Source organism: Cereibacter ovatus (assembly GCF_900207575.1).
In the GTDB taxonomy this organism is placed as follows: Bacteria; Pseudomonadota; Alphaproteobacteria; order Rhodobacterales; family Rhodobacteraceae; genus Cereibacter_A; species Cereibacter_A ovatus.
The window spans coordinates 1-14,769 of record NZ_OAOQ01000005.1; the positions used below are offsets into that span (position 1 = coordinate 1).

The 14,769-nt window shown below is 66.5% G+C and carries 14 protein-coding genes, 1 tRNA gene and 1 pseudogene; 6 read left to right on the forward strand and 10 right to left on the reverse strand.

Annotation, left to right across the window (positions count from 1 at the left end):
* Positions 1-95 precede the first annotated feature (95 nt).
* Together CRO07_RS07590 and CRO07_RS07595 are read right to left on the reverse strand one after the other, a co-directional pair.
* A pseudogene (locus CRO07_RS07590) lies at positions 96-446 on the reverse strand (IS481 family transposase); the annotation flags it as partial.
* 242 nt (positions 447-688) lie between these two features.
* Entirely contained in the window at positions 689-2,779 is a 2,091-nt protein-coding gene (locus CRO07_RS07595; protein WP_097030100.1) for a sensor histidine kinase, read from the reverse strand.
* A gap of 297 nt (positions 2,780-3,076) precedes the next feature.
* Here CRO07_RS07595 and CRO07_RS07600 point away from each other — a divergent pair, with 297 nt between their 5' ends.
* From CRO07_RS07600 to CRO07_RS07615, 4 genes are all read left to right on the forward strand, one after another.
* Complete coding sequence (locus CRO07_RS07600; protein WP_097030101.1) at positions 3,077-4,288, forward strand: AI-2E family transporter; 1,212 nt, start codon at positions 3,077-3,079, stop codon at positions 4,286-4,288.
* Entirely contained in the window at positions 4,285-4,545 is a 261-nt protein-coding gene (locus CRO07_RS07605) for a GlsB/YeaQ/YmgE family stress response membrane protein (RefSeq protein WP_097030102.1), read from the forward strand. The genes CRO07_RS07600 and CRO07_RS07605 overlap by 4 nt, the downstream gene beginning before the upstream one ends.
* A gap of 49 nt (positions 4,546-4,594) precedes the next feature.
* Positions 4,595-5,542, forward strand: a complete 948-nt coding sequence (locus CRO07_RS07610; protein WP_097030103.1) for a hydroxyacid dehydrogenase — start codon at positions 4,595-4,597, stop codon at positions 5,540-5,542.
* A gap of 91 nt (positions 5,543-5,633) precedes the next feature.
* Positions 5,634-5,707 (forward strand) — tRNA-Gly (locus CRO07_RS07615).
* A gap of 29 nt (positions 5,708-5,736) precedes the next feature.
* Here the strand turns inward: CRO07_RS07615 and CRO07_RS07620 are convergent.
* The 4 genes from CRO07_RS07620 to fabA form a co-directional block, all read right to left on the reverse strand.
* On the reverse strand, positions 5,737-6,159 hold the full coding sequence (locus tag CRO07_RS07620) for a VOC family protein (RefSeq protein WP_097030104.1): 423 nt from the start codon (positions 6,157-6,159) through the stop codon (positions 5,737-5,739).
* 117 nt (positions 6,160-6,276) lie between these two features.
* Complete coding sequence (locus CRO07_RS07625; RefSeq protein WP_097030105.1) at positions 6,277-7,065, reverse strand: enoyl-ACP reductase FabI; 789 nt, start codon at positions 7,063-7,065, stop codon at positions 6,277-6,279.
* A 9-nt stretch (positions 7,066-7,074) separates the two neighbouring features.
* Positions 7,075-8,304, reverse strand: a complete 1,230-nt coding sequence (gene fabB, locus CRO07_RS07630; protein ID WP_097030106.1) for a beta-ketoacyl-ACP synthase I — start codon at positions 8,302-8,304, stop codon at positions 7,075-7,077.
* Between the two features lie 18 nt (positions 8,305-8,322).
* Entirely contained in the window at positions 8,323-8,832 is a 510-nt protein-coding gene (gene fabA / locus CRO07_RS07635; protein WP_097030270.1) for a bifunctional 3-hydroxydecanoyl-ACP dehydratase/trans-2-decenoyl-ACP isomerase, read from the reverse strand.
* A 172-nt stretch (positions 8,833-9,004) separates the two neighbouring features.
* Between fabA and irr the strand changes: the two genes are divergently transcribed.
* Both irr and CRO07_RS07645 read left to right on the forward strand, forming a co-directional pair.
* Entirely contained in the window at positions 9,005-9,421 is a 417-nt protein-coding gene (irr, locus tag CRO07_RS07640; RefSeq protein ID WP_176504524.1) for a Fur family transcriptional regulator Irr, read from the forward strand.
* A gap of 137 nt (positions 9,422-9,558) precedes the next feature.
* Positions 9,559-10,374 (forward strand): transglutaminase-like domain-containing protein, encoded by an 816-nt coding sequence (locus tag CRO07_RS07645; protein WP_097030108.1) that lies wholly within the window; start codon positions 9,559-9,561, stop codon positions 10,372-10,374.
* Here CRO07_RS07645 and CRO07_RS07650 read toward each other — a convergent pair.
* Genes CRO07_RS07650 through CRO07_RS07665 form a run of 4 tightly spaced genes read right to left on the reverse strand, consistent with a single transcriptional unit; the run spans position 10,371 to position 14,588 of the window.
* A complete protein-coding gene (locus tag CRO07_RS07650) occupies positions 10,371-11,540 on the reverse strand; it encodes a CaiB/BaiF CoA transferase family protein (protein ID WP_097030109.1) in 1,170 nt (389 codons plus the stop codon). The two genes, CRO07_RS07645 and CRO07_RS07650, sit on opposite strands and share 4 nt — an antisense overlap.
* Positions 11,537-12,670 carry an acyl-CoA dehydrogenase family protein gene (locus CRO07_RS07655; RefSeq protein ID WP_097030110.1) on the reverse strand — a complete coding sequence of 378 codons (1,134 nt, stop codon included), beginning with the start codon at positions 12,668-12,670 and terminating at the stop codon, positions 11,537-11,539. Before CRO07_RS07655 ends, CRO07_RS07650 begins: the two co-directional genes overlap by 4 nt.
* Entirely contained in the window at positions 12,667-13,428 is a 762-nt protein-coding gene (locus CRO07_RS07660; protein WP_097030111.1) for an SDR family NAD(P)-dependent oxidoreductase, read from the reverse strand. Before CRO07_RS07660 ends, CRO07_RS07655 begins: the two co-directional genes overlap by 4 nt.
* Positions 13,428-14,588 carry an acetyl-CoA C-acyltransferase gene (locus CRO07_RS07665; RefSeq protein ID WP_097030112.1) on the reverse strand — a complete coding sequence of 387 codons (1,161 nt, stop codon included), beginning with the start codon at positions 14,586-14,588 and terminating at the stop codon, positions 13,428-13,430. Before CRO07_RS07665 ends, CRO07_RS07660 begins: the two co-directional genes overlap by 1 nt.
* Positions 14,589-14,769: the final 181 nt, after the last annotated feature.

Below are 14,769 nucleotides of genomic sequence, written 5' to 3' on the forward strand. Positions count from 1 at the left end.
CCAGCCTCCATGGAGAAACTCCGTCCTGATCAACATCAGGCTCCAATCAGCCGATTACGACCAAGCCAGGAAGGTGGGGTTCAGGCGACGCTTACAAAGAAGCCGATGGGGTAGCGATTGAACTTCTGGCGCTGGGGCTTGTCACCCTCGACATCCGGCAGCCGCGAGAAGCCATGCCGCTGAAGGCATCGATGCGGCGCCGAACGGGTCAGATGCGGGATCGACGGCTGCAGGGCATAGAGGCAATCGTCCAGCGGAAGCAGCGTATGGCGCCGGAACCCGACAATCATCGTCTCTTCGGCCTCGGTCAGGACGGTCGACCGCGGTTCCCTCGGCCCGGTCTTCATGTCCTCGACTGTCGCCCGCTTGCGCCACTTCGCCACCGTCTTGGGGTTGATGCCCAGTTCCCGGCTCGGCTGCGCGAGCGAAGCTTGCGATCGCTGTATTGCAGCTCTGACGGCGTGCGTGGTCGTCGCGCTCTAGTGACGAACTATGTCCCATAGTGCTTCCTTCCATTCCTGCAAATGGATCGCACCATCAAACCGTGGGATCAAACACCTAAGCAGAACACGGGTCCGTCAACGTGGGTGGGTGTGCGGCGGCCCACATCGCTGCCTGCGGCCCGTGGCTGCGGAAATGCCCTGCGGGCGTCCGCCCTTGCTGCGGGCAGACGCCGAATCGAGGGCGGTCAGCTTCGACCCTGTCGGGTTCGCGGGATGGTCAGAAGGAAGGTCGTGCCCGTGCCGACCTCGCTTTCGAAGGTCAGGCGGCAACCGCTGACCTCGGCCAGTCGCCGTGCGATGGTCATGCCGATGCCGGCGCCGCTGATGCTGCTGTTTTCGCGACCAAGGCGGTGGAAGGCCTTGAACACCTCGTCCTGCCGTTCGGGCGGGATGCCTACCCCGGTGTCGTGGATGCTGACCCCCACCATGTCGGGCGAGCCGAGATCGAAGCGCACCGTCACGCTGCCGCCGGTGACATTGTATTTCACCGCATTCGACAGCACTTGATCGAGGATCCGCGACAGCATTTCGGCATCGCCGACCACCGACGGCAGCGGCGCCTCGGGCGGTTCGACCCGCAATGTGACATCGCTGCGCGCAGCCTCGGGGCGGATGCGGTCGCAGGCGCTGGCAACAATGGGCATCAGATCCATCGAGCTTGTAGAGATCCGCACGTTCTGACGTTCAAGCCGGCTGAGATCCAGCACCGCATCGACCAGCCGCAGCAGGTTCCAGCCCGCCCGCGAGATCGCCCGAACCTGCTTCATCCGCTCGCCGTCAAGGCTTTTGCCTTCCGCCACTTCGAGAAGCTCGGAATAGCCGATGACAGACGTCAGCGGCGTTCGCAACTCATGGCTCATTGCGGACAGGAAGTTCGATTTCGCCTGGTTCGCGGCATCCAGCTTTGCGCCCATCGTGACCAGATGCTCGCCCACCGTCTGCAATTCGCTGATCGGATAGTTGTGCGTCGCAGAAACGGTTCCCCCTTCCGAGATCGTGACCATCCGCTGTTCGAGATCACTCAGCGGTTGGGCAACCCGCGCGCTCATCACGACCGAGCGGCGCCAGAGATAGGCGAAGAACGCGGCGTAGAACACCAGAAGGACGGCGATCATGATCTCGCTGACCACGGTCAACTGACTGCGCAGGTTGGCGGATTCAGTCAGCAGGCTTTCTTCGCTGGTCAGAACCAGCAGGGTCCAGCTTGGCCCTGCCACGGTGGACCAGGCCGCGATCATCGGCTGTTTCAGATCGATCCTGCGCACGCCTTCGCGCTGCGAGCGAAGCGCCTCGGCCAGACCGGCCAGTTCCGGCCGGCGAAAGATGTTGAAGGCGTCCGGCTTGAACGTGTCCTGCTGGATCGCATTCTCGTAGTCATGCGCCACAAGTTCGTTCAGCCCCAGCTCAGCTTCGCCTTCCTTCGGAAGGGCCAGAATGGTGCCGTCGCGGCCGACAAGGATCGCAAAGCCTTCGCCCGGGATCTGGATGTTCAGAACCCGACGCACGATGGTGGCAATGGTGATGTCGATGCCGACCACCCCTTCCAGGCGCTCGGCGCTGTAGACCGGCGCGATCGATGACACCATCCAGCCGCTGCCCGCGGGGTCGACATAGGCATCGGTCCAGACCGGGACGCGCGCCGGATTGTGCTTTTCGTCGGCCTCATAGTAGAAATTGTAGGCGGGGATATCCATGTTCGAGGGATAGATATCCAGCACCTCGAAATAGGGATAGATCCTGTTCAGGGAATCGTGGGTGTTCAGATAAAGTTGTGAAACCAAGGGGTCGGCGTTCTTGATCGATTTCATGATCGGATCAAGACGCACGGTGCGCCAGACCTTTTCGCGCTCGGCCTCGCCAATGGGGACATGGCCGGAATAGAACACGGCCGAGTTGCCGGTGTCGCGCGTGGTGTAAAAGGCGCCATCGGGGGCATAGGCGTGGCGGGCCTTTTCCTCATCGGGCACGTCGGCCGGCATGGCAAGGGCGCGGGCGGCTTCGTCGGCGTAGATCCCGGTCATCACCGCGACAGCCTGAAGGCGGTGGGCGATGATATTGGCCTCGCGCGCGGCGGCGTCGCGCAGGGTGTCGGTCGAGATGCGGGTCATGGCGGCGGCGCCGCGGTCATAGACCACCTGACTGGTGGCCCAGTAAATGCCGATGAAGCCCAGTTCGATCAGCAGAAGCGGAACAAGGGCAGCCTTGATGTAAGAGCGCCACAGCCACTTTTTCAACGGAACCGGGGTAACGGGGCCTGCCTTGGCGTTCCGAAACATCTAACCTGACCTTTACTGATCGAAATGGGCAGTAAGCCCGCCGAACTATCGGCGCAATCTATTGCAAAACCCCAGCTGCGAGAAGCCGGCCGCAACTTTCTTTAGATTGGCCATACATACTTTCGGATTGTTTCTTCCGGGCATGCGGGCACTTTGCCGCAGAAATCCGCGCGTCGCAGGCGGAATTGCATGCCGTTCCCGTCGTTCCGGCCGGTCGTCCCACGGAACAAGCCCCCGGGGTTTTCGGTTGTTCGCCACAGGAAGCACCGGCCCTTGCCGGAGGGCGATGGGGACGCAATGCAGACAGAGCGGAGGACGCAACCGGGGGAACCGGCAGACGATTCCAGTGCCGAGGCCGGCCCTGCCGCCGATCCGGTTCACCTGAACCATCTGGCGGCGATCCGACGCCTGCTGGGGTGCATTCTTCTCGTTCTGGTCATCATGGGGCTTTATTTTGCCCGCGATGTGATCCTGCCCCTGATGGTCGGGCTGCTTCTGGCGCTGACGCTGAGTCCGGTGGTCCGGGCGATGCAGCGTATCGGGGTCGCGGCTCCGGTGACGGCCACGGCGCTGATCCTTGCGCTGGCGGCGGTGCTGGCGGTTGCGGCCTTTTTGTCCAGCGGGCCGGTCGCGGACTGGATCAATCAGGCGCCCCGGCTGGGCGATCAGCTGCGCGACCGCCTGCAATCGCTGCTGAGGTCGTTCCAGGCGGTGCAGGATGCGTCCGAGCAGATGTCAGACTTTGCGACCGATGCCGAAGATCCCACGGTGCAGCGCGTGGCGGTTCAGTTGCCCGGTATCCTCGGTTCCGCGGTGGGCAGCGTTGCGGCGATCCTGACGACGGGGGTGGTGACGCTGGTGCTGGCACTGTTCCTGCTGGCCTCGGGCGATCTGTTCTACATCAAGCTGATCGAGGCTTTCCCGCGTTTCGGTGACAAGAAGCGGGTGCTGCGCATCGTCTACGGGATCGACCGGCGGGTTTCGCGCTATCTGCTTTCGGTCACGCTGATCAATGCGGGGCTGGGCGCGGTCATCGGTCTGGCGATGTGGGGGGCCGGGATGCCCCGGCCGCTGATCTGGGCGGTTGCGGCCTTCGTGCTGAACTTCCTGCCCTATATCGGTGCGGTGGCGGGGGTCGGGCTTTCGGCCGCGGTGGCGCTGGTGCATTTCGACCCGCTGTCGCAGGCGCTGCTGGTGCCTGCGCTGTATCTTGTCTGCACCATGGTCGAGGGCCAGCTTGTGACGCCCATCGTTCTGGGGCGACGGCTGGAGTTGAACACCGTGTCGGTCTTTGTCACGGTGATCTTCTGGGGCTGGCTGTGGGGGATTGCCGGGGTGCTGATCGCGGTTCCTTTCCTTGTCTGCCTCAAGGTGGTCTGCGACAATGTCGAGGCGCTGCATGTGCTGGGCAATTTCCTTGGCGCACGCGATCCGCTGCCCGAACTTGATCCCGCCGACCCGGCCGACAGCGGCCGGTGGCAGTCAAACCCAACGGAGGACCGGTCTTGAGCATCGTCTGGACCATTCTTATCGGCTTCGTCGCCGGCCTGATCGCGAAACTGCTGCATCCCGGCGACCACGGGCCGCGGGGCTTCATCCTGACCACGCTTCTGGGCATCGGCGGTGCGGCCATGGCGACATGGCTGGGCCAGACCGTGGGCTTTTACCGGCCGGGCGAAGGTGCGGGCTTCATCGGCGCGATCGTGGGCGCCATCCTTGTGCTGATGATCTGGGCCGCGCTGACCCGCGATCGCAACCGCGGTTAGCCGCTTGCATCCCGGCATCACCGGGCACCACCCCAGCCGGAGATCCGCCATGCCCCATGTCCTTGTCGCCGGAGTGCTGCATCCGGCGGGGCTTGACCTTTTGCGCGCCGCGCCGGGGGTCACCGTCCATCATGTCGAGGATAACGCCGCCGCCGCCTATCTTCCCCATCTTGCGGAGGCCGATGCGCTGGTGGTGCGGACGCAGCCGGTGACGGCGGCGGCGCTGGCGGCGGCACCACGGCTGCGCATCGTCTCGCGGCACGGGGTGGGCTATGATTCGGTCGATGTGGCGGCGCTGAAGGCGCGCGGGATCACGCTGGCGGTGGTGGGGGATGTGAATTCGCTGTCGGTGGCCGAACATGCGATGATGTTGATCCTTGCTGCGGCCAAGCGGCTGCGGCAGGCCGATCTTGCGGTGCGCGAGGCAGGGCGCTGGGACTGGCGCAACCGGATGGAGCCGGTCGAACTGGCGGGCCGCCGGCTGTTGATCCTTGGATATGGCCGGATCGGCCGGCATCTGGCGCGGATGGCTTTGGCCTTCGGGATGGAGGTCCGCGCCTTCAGCCCCTCGGTTCAGGCCGCGGGCTGGCCCGAAGGCCCCGTCTCCCCGGTGACGCTGGATGAGGGGTTGCCTTGGGCCGATGTGGTCGCGGTGAATGCGCCCAAGCGCGCCCGCCCGCTGATCGGTGCCGCGGAACTGGCGCGGATGAAACCCTCGGCCATCCTTGTCAACACCGCCCGGGGGGGTGTGGTGGATGAGACCGCCCTTGTCGCCGCACTGCGCGGCGGCCGGCTGGCCGCGGCCGCGCTTGATGTGTTCGAGGACGAACCGCCCCCGCCCGACCATCCGCTTCTGACGCTGGATCAGGTGATCCTGACCCCGCATATCGGCGGCGTGACCGCCGAGGCGGCGCGGCGGATGTCGGTCCAGTCGGTGCGGAACGTGCTGGATTTCTTCGCGGGCCGGCTTGATCCGGCGCTTTGCGTGCCGCTTTGATCCACGGGTCACGGCGTCCATCCGGCGGCCACCGGACATCCCGCCTGCAAGGCTTGAGCCTGCCGCCGGCACATGCTATCAGACGCCTCGCGCGGGTATGGTGAAATGGTATCACACGAGCCTTCCAAGCTCTTGGCGCGGGTTCGATTCCCGCTACCCGCTCCATCCTGATCCGTGAAAGAACGCTGCGTGGCCTATCCGCCCATCTTCTGGGCGGCGTTGGCGGCTTCGACATCCATCCAGAACGGTTCGAACACGTTGCCATCGGGATCGGTGAAGGTGCGGCCATACATCCAGCCGTGATCTTCGACGGGGTGCGGCTCGGCCCCGCCGGCGGCCAGAGCGGCGGCCATCATGTCGTCGACCGCGTCGCGGCTGTCGCGCGACAAGGCCAGCAGGACCGCGGTCGTGGCCTGCGTATCGGCGCGGGGCAGGGGGGAAAAACCCTGAAACCGCGGATGTGTCAGGATCATCAGAAAGATCGTGTCCGAGATCACGACACAGGCGGCGGTCTCGTCGCTGAAGGCGTCATCGATCCCGAACCCAAGCGCGGAATAGAACGCGCGCGAACGGTCAAGATCCGCGACAGGCAGATTGACAAAGATCTTCTGGGGCATGGCCAGTCCTCTGTGACGCGGGGGAAAACCCGCATCCAGACGAACGAAACCGGCCGGCGATGCGTTCCCTGCCGTGGCCGGGGCCTGAGCGGTCTCAGGCCCGAAACTCCACCGGGATCAGATGTTTTCGGGCTGCGGCATCCCAAGGACGTGATAGCCGCCGTCGACGCGGACAATCTCGCCGGTGGTGCAGGCGCCGTAATCCGACGCCAGCCAGACCGCCGTGCCGCCCACCGCTTCCAGCGTGGCATTGGCGCGCAGCGGGGCGTTCGCCTCGGAATGGCGATAGGTCGCCCGCGCCCCGGCAATGGCCGCCCCCGCCAACGTTTTCATCGGCCCGGGCGAGATCGCATTCACCCGGATCTTCTGCGGCCCAAGGTCATTGGCCAGATAGCGCACCGCCGCCTCAAGCGCCGATTTCGCCACGCCCATCACGTTGTAATAGGGCGTGACCCGGTTCGATCCCTGATAGGTCAGCGTCAGCAGCGTGCCGCCATCAGGCATCAGTTCCGACGCGCGACGCGCGATGTCGATGAAGGAATAACAGGAAATCGTCAGCGAGGTCTTGAAGTTCTCGCGGCTGGTGTTGATGAAGCGGCCCGCCAGTTCCGACTTGTCGGAAAAGGCGATGGCATGAACCACGAAATCGATGGTGCCCCAGCGATCCTTCAGCGCGCCGAAGCAGGCATCCAGCGAGGCATCGTCGGTTACGTCGACATCCACCAGAAAATCCGACCCGACCGAGGCCGCCAGCGGCTCGACCCGCTTGCCGAACGCCTCGCCCTGATAGGAAAAGGCCAGTTCAGCCCCCTCGGCCGCCAGCGCCTTGGCGATGCCCCAAGCGATCGAGCGTTCGTTCGCGACGCCCATCACAAGCCCACGCTTGCCTTTCATCAACTCGGCCATGGTCGGACCTCAGTTCCTGAATTTGCTCATGACCAGCGTGGCGTTGGTGCCGCCAAAGCCGAAGCTGTTCGACAGGACCGAGTCCAGCTCGACATTCTCGCGCAGGGTGGTGGCGATCTCGTCGGGGTGGATCTCGGGGTCGAGCTGGGTGATGTTGGCCGACGCCGCGATGAAATTGCCGTTCAGCATCAGCAGCGAATAGATCGCCTCATGCACGCCGGTTGCGCCAAGGCTGTGGCCGGTCAGCGATTTGGTGGACGAGATCGGCGGCACGGCGCCTTCGCCGAAGATGCGGCGGATCGCCTTGACCTCGGTCACGTCGCCCGCGACGGTCGAGGTGCCATGCGCGTTGATATAGTCGATGCGCCGCCCTTCGGGCAGGGTCGAGATTGCCAGCCGCATCGAGCGTTCGCCGCCTTCGCCCGACGGCGCCACCATGTCGGCCCCGTCCGAGGTCGCGCCATAGCCCGTCACCTCGGCGTAGATCTTCGCGCCGCGCGCCAGCGCGTGGTTCAGTTCTTCCAGCACCACGACGCCGCCGCCGCCCGCGATCACAAAGCCGTCGCGCGTCGCGTCAAATGCCCGCGAGGCGGTCTGCGGCGTGTCGTTGTATTTCGACGACATCGCGCCCATCGCGTCGAACAGGCAGGACAGCGTCCAGTCCAGTTCCTCGCCGCCGCCGGCAAAGACGATGTCCTGCTTGCCCATCTGGATCAGTTCGGTGCCGTTGCCGATGCAATGCGCCGAAGTCGAGCAGGCCGAGGTGATCGAATAGTTCACGCCCTTGATCTTGAAGGGCGTGGCAAGGCAGGCCGAGTTGGTGGACGACATGCAGCGCGTGACCATGAACGGCCCCATCCGCTTGGGCGAGCCCTTTTCCACCACGATGTTGTGGGCTTGGAAGAAGTTCGAGGTCGACGGCCCACCCGATCCCATCACAAGGCCGGTGCGCGGGTTCGACACGTCCGATGCATCCAGCCCCGAATCCTTCACCGCCTGATCCATGGCGATGAAGTTGTAGGCGGCACCCGGCCCCATGAAGCGCAGGTCGCGCTTATCGATGTGGTCTTCCAGCACGATCTGCGGCATGCCGTGGATCTGGCTGCGGAAGCCGCGCTCGGCATATTCCGGCGAGGCCACGATGCCCGAGCGCCCCGCGCGCAGGCTGGCTTCCACTTCAGCGGCATTGTTTCCGATCGGCGAGACGATGCCGATCCCGGTGATGACGACGCGGCGCATGGGCTTTCCTCCCCCGGGTCAGGCCGCAGCGGCCAGACCGACTTTCATATCCTTGACGACATAGATTTCTTCGCCGTCGGCGAACACGCGCCCGTCCGCCACACCCATCTTCAGGCGGCGGTCGATGACACGGGTGAAATCGACGTGATAGGTGACCAGCTTGCGATCGGGCCGCACCATCCCGGTCAGCTTGACCTCGCCCACACCCAGCGCGAAGCCTTGACCCTGCCAGCCGCGCCAGCCCAGATTGAAGCCGGTCAGCTGCCACAGCCCGTCCAGCCCCAGACAGCCCGGCATCACCGGATTGCCGGGGAAGTGGCAGGCGAAGAACCACAGGTCGGGATGGATGTCGAACTCGGCCACCACATGGCCCTTGCCATGCAGACCGCCATCGGCGCTGATCTCGGTGATGCGGTCCATCATCAGCATGGGCGGCAGCGGAAGCTGCGCATTGCCCGGCCCGAAAAGCTCTCCGCGGGCACAGGCCAGCAGGGCCTCCTTGTCGAAGCTCGTCGGATAGTCCGCCATCATTCCCCCGCCGTCCCTAGGTCAATCAGTCCCCTCTATCACCCGTGTCTTGGCGCTGGCAAGGGCGCTGGGCCGTCCCAAGCGGCCTGCGACGACATGGAAAAACATGGGTCTTTCCGTTTGAATTTTTTCCGGGTGATGCGATATGATAAGAGTTATGGCACATGATACTATGGCACGGACGGCAATCGAACGCGGCACCGAGTGGCTGGCAAGGGGGGGCTTGCGTCCCACCCGTCAGCGGGTTGCCTTGGCCGCGCTTCTTGTGGGTGACGGAAACGACCGGCATGTGACGGCGGAAGGTCTGTTCGCGCTGGCCACGCGCGCCAATGACCGGGTCAGTCTGGCCACGGTCTACAACACGTTGCGCGCCTTCTGCGAGGCCGGTCTGATGCAGGAAGTCGTGGTTGACGGTGCCCGCAGCTATTTCGACACACGGATGGATGACCATCCGCATTTCTTCTGGGAAGACACCGCCGATCTGTTCGACGCCCCGGCCGAGCAGCTTCAGATCGCGCGCCTGCCCGACCTGCCGCCCGGTGCGGAACTCAGCCGGGTCGATGTGGTGATCCGTCTGCGGCGGGCCTGACGCCGCGCGCTTTTTCGGCCCCCCACTGCATCGCGCCGCCCGTTCCGCGGGCCTCGGGTCTGTCTGGTCCGGGGCTTTCGGAACCCGTGCGGCGGCCGGCGTGTTGCCCAAGCCTGAACCACTGGCAGGAGCGGGCAATGCTGATACGTTTTGGATACGAAATCTCGGTCACTTGTGCGGCCGAGACGCCGATGATCTGCCTGCTTGACATCCGCGACGAGCGTCGGGGCGATCTGCGCAAGCCGGAACGGGTGACGGTCTCGCCCGATGTGCCGATGACGCTCTATCGCGACATGTTCGGCAACCGTTGCCGGCGTCTGGTGGCGCCGGCGGGCGCGTTCACCATTGCCGGCGATGGGGTGCTGGAAGATGCGGGCCTGCCCGACCCCGAGGACTGGTCCGCCCCCGAGACCCCCGTGGCCGATCTGCCGCCCGAGGTGCTGGGCTATCTTCTGGGCAGCCGCTATTGCGAGACCGACCGGATCAGTCCCGTCGCCTGGGATCTGTTCGGCGCCATCGCGCCGGGATGGGGCCGGGTGCAGGCGATCAGCGATTTCGTCCACAACCACATCCGCTTCGATTATCAGAACGCCCGCGCGACCCGCACTGCTTTCGAGGCATGGCAGGAAGGCACCGGCGTCTGCCGCGATTTCACCCATCTGGGCATCGCCTTCTGCCGCGCGCTGAACATTCCGGCGCGTTATGTGAACGGCTATCTGGGCGATATCGGTGTGCCGCCCGGCGGGCCGATGGATTTCTGCGCCTGGATTGAGGTCTGGATCGGCGGTCGCTGGCATGCTTTCGACCCGCGCAACAACCAGCGCCGGATCGGCCGCATCGTGGTGGCACGCGGGCGCGACGCCGCCGACGTGCCACTGATCCATTCCTTCGGCCCGCATCGTCTGACCGGCTTTACCGTGCGCTGCGACGCGGTGGCCGAGGCCACGGCCTAAAGCCGGATCGCGCCCGCCGCCTTTGCCGCGCTTCCATCCACGCCCCAGCGGGCAAGGATCTCGGCACTGTCGGCGCCGGGCCGGGAGGGTGGGGCCGGGGGCGCGGCGCCGGTTGCGGAAAACCGCGGGCAGGGTGCCGGTTGCAGCACCCCGGCCACCGTCGCAAAGCTGCCTCGCGCGCGGTTCTGGGGATGGTCGGGCGCCTCGGCCCAGGACAGCACCGGCGCCACGCAGGCATCGGTGCCCTGAAACAGCGCCACCCATTCGTCGCGCGGGCGCCGCCTCAGCACCGCTGCAAGGCGTTCGCGTTGCGCGGGCCAGTCGGCGGCGGGGCCCTGATGCAGCCCGTGGGCATCCTCGCCCAGCCGGTCAAGGAAGGCGCGGGCGAACTTGCCCTCGATCGGCGCAACGGCAAGGAATTTTCCGTCGGCACATTCATAGGTGCCATAGAACCACGCCCCGCCATCCAGCAGATTGGCCTGCCGCGCGTCGACCCATGCCCCGCCGGCGCGAAAGCCCCAGATCATCGCCGCCAGCAACGAGGCCCCTTCGGTCATGGCGGCATCGACCACCTGACCCTCGCCGGTGCGCCCGGCATGGATCAGCGCGGCCAGCATCCCGAAGGCCAGCATCATGCCGCCGCCGCCGAAATCGCCGATCAGGTTCAGCGGCACCGCGGGCGGACGATCCGCCGGCCCCAGCGCGCCCAGCACCCCCGACAGCGCCAGATAGGTCAGATCATGCCCCGCCGCCTGCGCCAGTGGCCCGTCCTGCCCCCAGCCGGTCATCCGGCCGTAAACCAGCCGCGGGCGGCGGGCCAGACAGACATCCGGCCCAAGGCCCAGCCGTTCCATCACCCCCGGCCGAAATCCCTCCATCAGCCCGTCGGCACGGTCGATCAGATCCAGAGCCAGCGCCAGCCCTTCGGGCCGCTTCAGATCCACCGCGATCGAGCGCCGCCCGCGGGCCATCACGTCATGGTCGCTGCCCATCAGCGGGATGTCCGAGCGCGCATCCAGCGGGTGGATGCGGATCACCTCGGCGCCGGCATCGGCCAGCATCATCGCGGCAAAGGGGCAGGGACCAAGCCCCACCATCTCGATCAGACGCAGGCCCGACAGCGGGCCGCTCGCAGCCGGGGGGGAACCGCCCGGCCCCGCGCTCATGCCATGCCCCGCAGGATCAGCATCTTCTGGATGTCCGACGTGCCCTCGTAGATCTGGCAGACGCGGACATCGCGGTAGATCCGCTCCACCGGAAAGTCGCGGGTATAGCCGTAGCCGCCGAAGGTCTGGATCGCATCCGACACGATCCGCTCGGCCGCCTCGGAGGCGAACAGCTTGGCCATCGCGGCTTCGGTCAGGCAGGGGGCACCTGCATCCTTCAGCCGTGCGGCATGAAGAACCATCTGCCGTGCCGCTTCCAGCCGGGTTCTGGCATCGGCCAGCCGGAAGCCCACCGCCTGATGATCGATCAGCGCCCGCTCGAACGAGGTGCGGTCGCGGGCATAGGCCACCGCCGCGTCAAGGGCTGCCTGGGCCATGCCGACCGATTGCGCGGCGATGCCGATCCGGCCGGTTTCCAGACTGGACAGCGCGATCCGATAGCCCTCGCCCTCGGCGCCGATGCGCATGGTTTCGGGCACTTCCAGCCCGTCAAAGCGCAGGGCGCAGGTGTCGGATGCATCCTGCCCCAGCTTTTCCTCGACCTTGGTCACCTGATAGCCGGGGGCGGATGTGGGCGTCAGGAAACAGGTGATGCCGTCCTTGCCGCGGGTGCCGTCGATCCGGGCGAACAGGATCGCCCAGCCGGCCAACTGCCCCGAGGTGATGAAGATCTTTTCGCCGTCGATCACATAGCCGTCCCCGCGGCGGCGGGCGCGGCTGCGCAGGGCCGAGGCATCCGACCCCGCCTGTCCTTCCGTCAGCGCGAAGGCGCCGATGAAGGCGCCCTGCGCGGCGGGGCGCAGCACCGTCTGCCGCTGCTCGTCGGTGCCGAACCGCTGAAGGATGGCGTTGAAGGGCGCGTTATGAACGCTCATCACCGTCGAAACCGAACCGTCGCCGGCTGCGATCTCGATCAACGCCAGCGCATAGCTGACGTAATCGGCGCCGACGCCGCCCATGTCCTCGGGGACGGTCATGCCCAGAAAGCCCAGATCGCCCAGGGCTTTCAGCACCTCGGGTTCGATGGCGCGGGCCTTGGCGCGGGCGGCGGCGCCGGGGGCCAGCACGTCTTGCGCGAAACTGCGGGCGGTCTGCTGGATCAGCCGTTGGTCGTCGGTAAGCAGGGTCATTTCGGTCCCATCCGTAAAGCGCCATCCAGCCGGATCGCCTCGCCGTTCAGCATCGGATTGGCGATGATATGCTGGACAAGGGCCGCGAACTCGGCCGGCTGGCCCAGTCGCGAGGGGAAGGGGACCGCGGCGCCGAGGCTGTCCTGCGCGGCCTGTGGCAGGCCCTTCAGCATGGCGGTCTCGAAGATGCCGGGCGCGATGGCGCAGACCCGGATGCCCAGCGGCGCCAGTTCCCGTGCCGCCGGCAGGGTCAGCGCCACCACACCGCCCTTGGAGGCGGCATAGGCGGTCTGGCCGATCTGTCCATCCCATGCGGCAATCGAGGCGGTGTTGATCGCGACACCCCTTTCGCCGGTCTCCAGCGGGTCCAGATCCGCCGCGCCGGCCGCAAACAGCCGCAACAGGTTGAAACTGCCGATCAGGTTCACCTCGACCGCGCGGCGGAAGTCGTCCAGCGCCATCACCCCGGCCCGGCCCAGCATCCTCTTTGCCGGCGCCACGCCCGCGCAGTTCACAAGGATGCGCGCCGCGCCATGCGCCGCCGCCGCCTGCGCCACCGCCGTCTCGGCGCTGCTGGCCGAGGCGACATCGCAGGCCACCGCCAGCCCGCCGATTTCGGCCGCGACCGACCTTGCGGCCTCAAGGTTGAAATCCAGCAGCGCGACCTTTGCCCCCGCCGCGGCCAGTGCCCGCGCCGTGGCCTCGCCCAGACCCGATCCTGCGCCGGTGACCAGCGCCGCCTGTCCTGCCACCTGCATCACGCCACCTCGATCGCGATGGCCGTCGCCTCGCCGCCGCCGATGCAGAGCGAGGCGATGCCGCGCCGCAGCCCGCGTTCGCGCAGCGCATGGATCAGCGTGACCACGATCCGCGCACCAGAGCAGCCGATGGGATGGCCAAGCGCACAGGCGCCGCCGTTCACATTCACCCGGTCGTGCGGCAGATCCAGATCGCGCATCGCGGCCATGGCGACCACGGCGAAGGCTTCGTTGATCTCATACAGATCGACGTCGCCCGCAGCCCATCCCAGACGGTCCAGCAGCTTGCGGATGGCAAAGATCGGCGCCGTGGTGAACAGGTTCGGCGCCTGTGCGTGGCTGGCATGGCCGCGGATCACCGCCAGCGGCGTCAGGCCGCGGGTTTCGGCCGCGCCCATCCGCGTCACCACCAGCGCCGCCGCCCCGTCCGAGATCGAGGAACTGTTGGCCGCCGTCACCGTCCCGCCCTCGCGGAAGGCGGGGCGAAGCTGGGGGATCTTTTCCGGCCGGGCGCGGCCGGGCGCCTCGTCATGGGCCACACCGCCCAGCGTCACCACTTCCGGCGTGAAGCGCCCGTCGGCAATCGCGGCCTGCGCGCGGGCAAGCGATTCCAGCGCATAGGCATCCTGCGCCTCGCGCGTGAACTGATAGGCTTCGGCGCAATCCTCGGCAAAGGTGCCCATGGCGCGGCCCTTGTCATAGGCGTCTTCCAGCCCGTCGAGGAACATGTGGTCCAGCACCCGGCCATGGCCGATCCGATAGCCTGCCCGTGCGCGGTCCAGCAGGTAAGGCGCGTTCGACATGCTTTCCATGCCGCCGGCCACCACGATATTGGCGCTTCCGGCGCGGATCATGTCATGGGCCAGCATCACGGCCTTCATTCCCGATCCGCAGACCTTGTTCAGCGTCGCGCAGGGCACCGCTTCGGGCAACCCCGCCGCCAGTGCCGCCTGCCGCGCCGAGGCCTGCCCCAGCCCCGCGGGCAGGACGCAGCCCATCACCACCTCGTCCACCGCCTGCGCGGTCAGGCCCGCCCGGACCAGCGCCGCGGAAATGGCGGTGGCACCAAGGTCCACCGCGGTTTTCCCCGCCAGCGCGCCCTGAAACGCCCCCATCGGCGTGCGCGCCGCGCCCGCGATCACGATCGGTTCCGCTGTCATCAAGCCCTCCCCTTCCTGTTGACAAGCCGGAAGACTAATCCACCGCGCCGCGACCGCGAAACCGGGAATGTCGCGCGTGCCGCAGCGTCAGATGCGGCCAAGGCCGCTCACGCATCCGCGATGGGACGGACCTTGACGCGCCCCGTCTGCCGGGGCACCCAAAGCGCGCAACCCGAACACG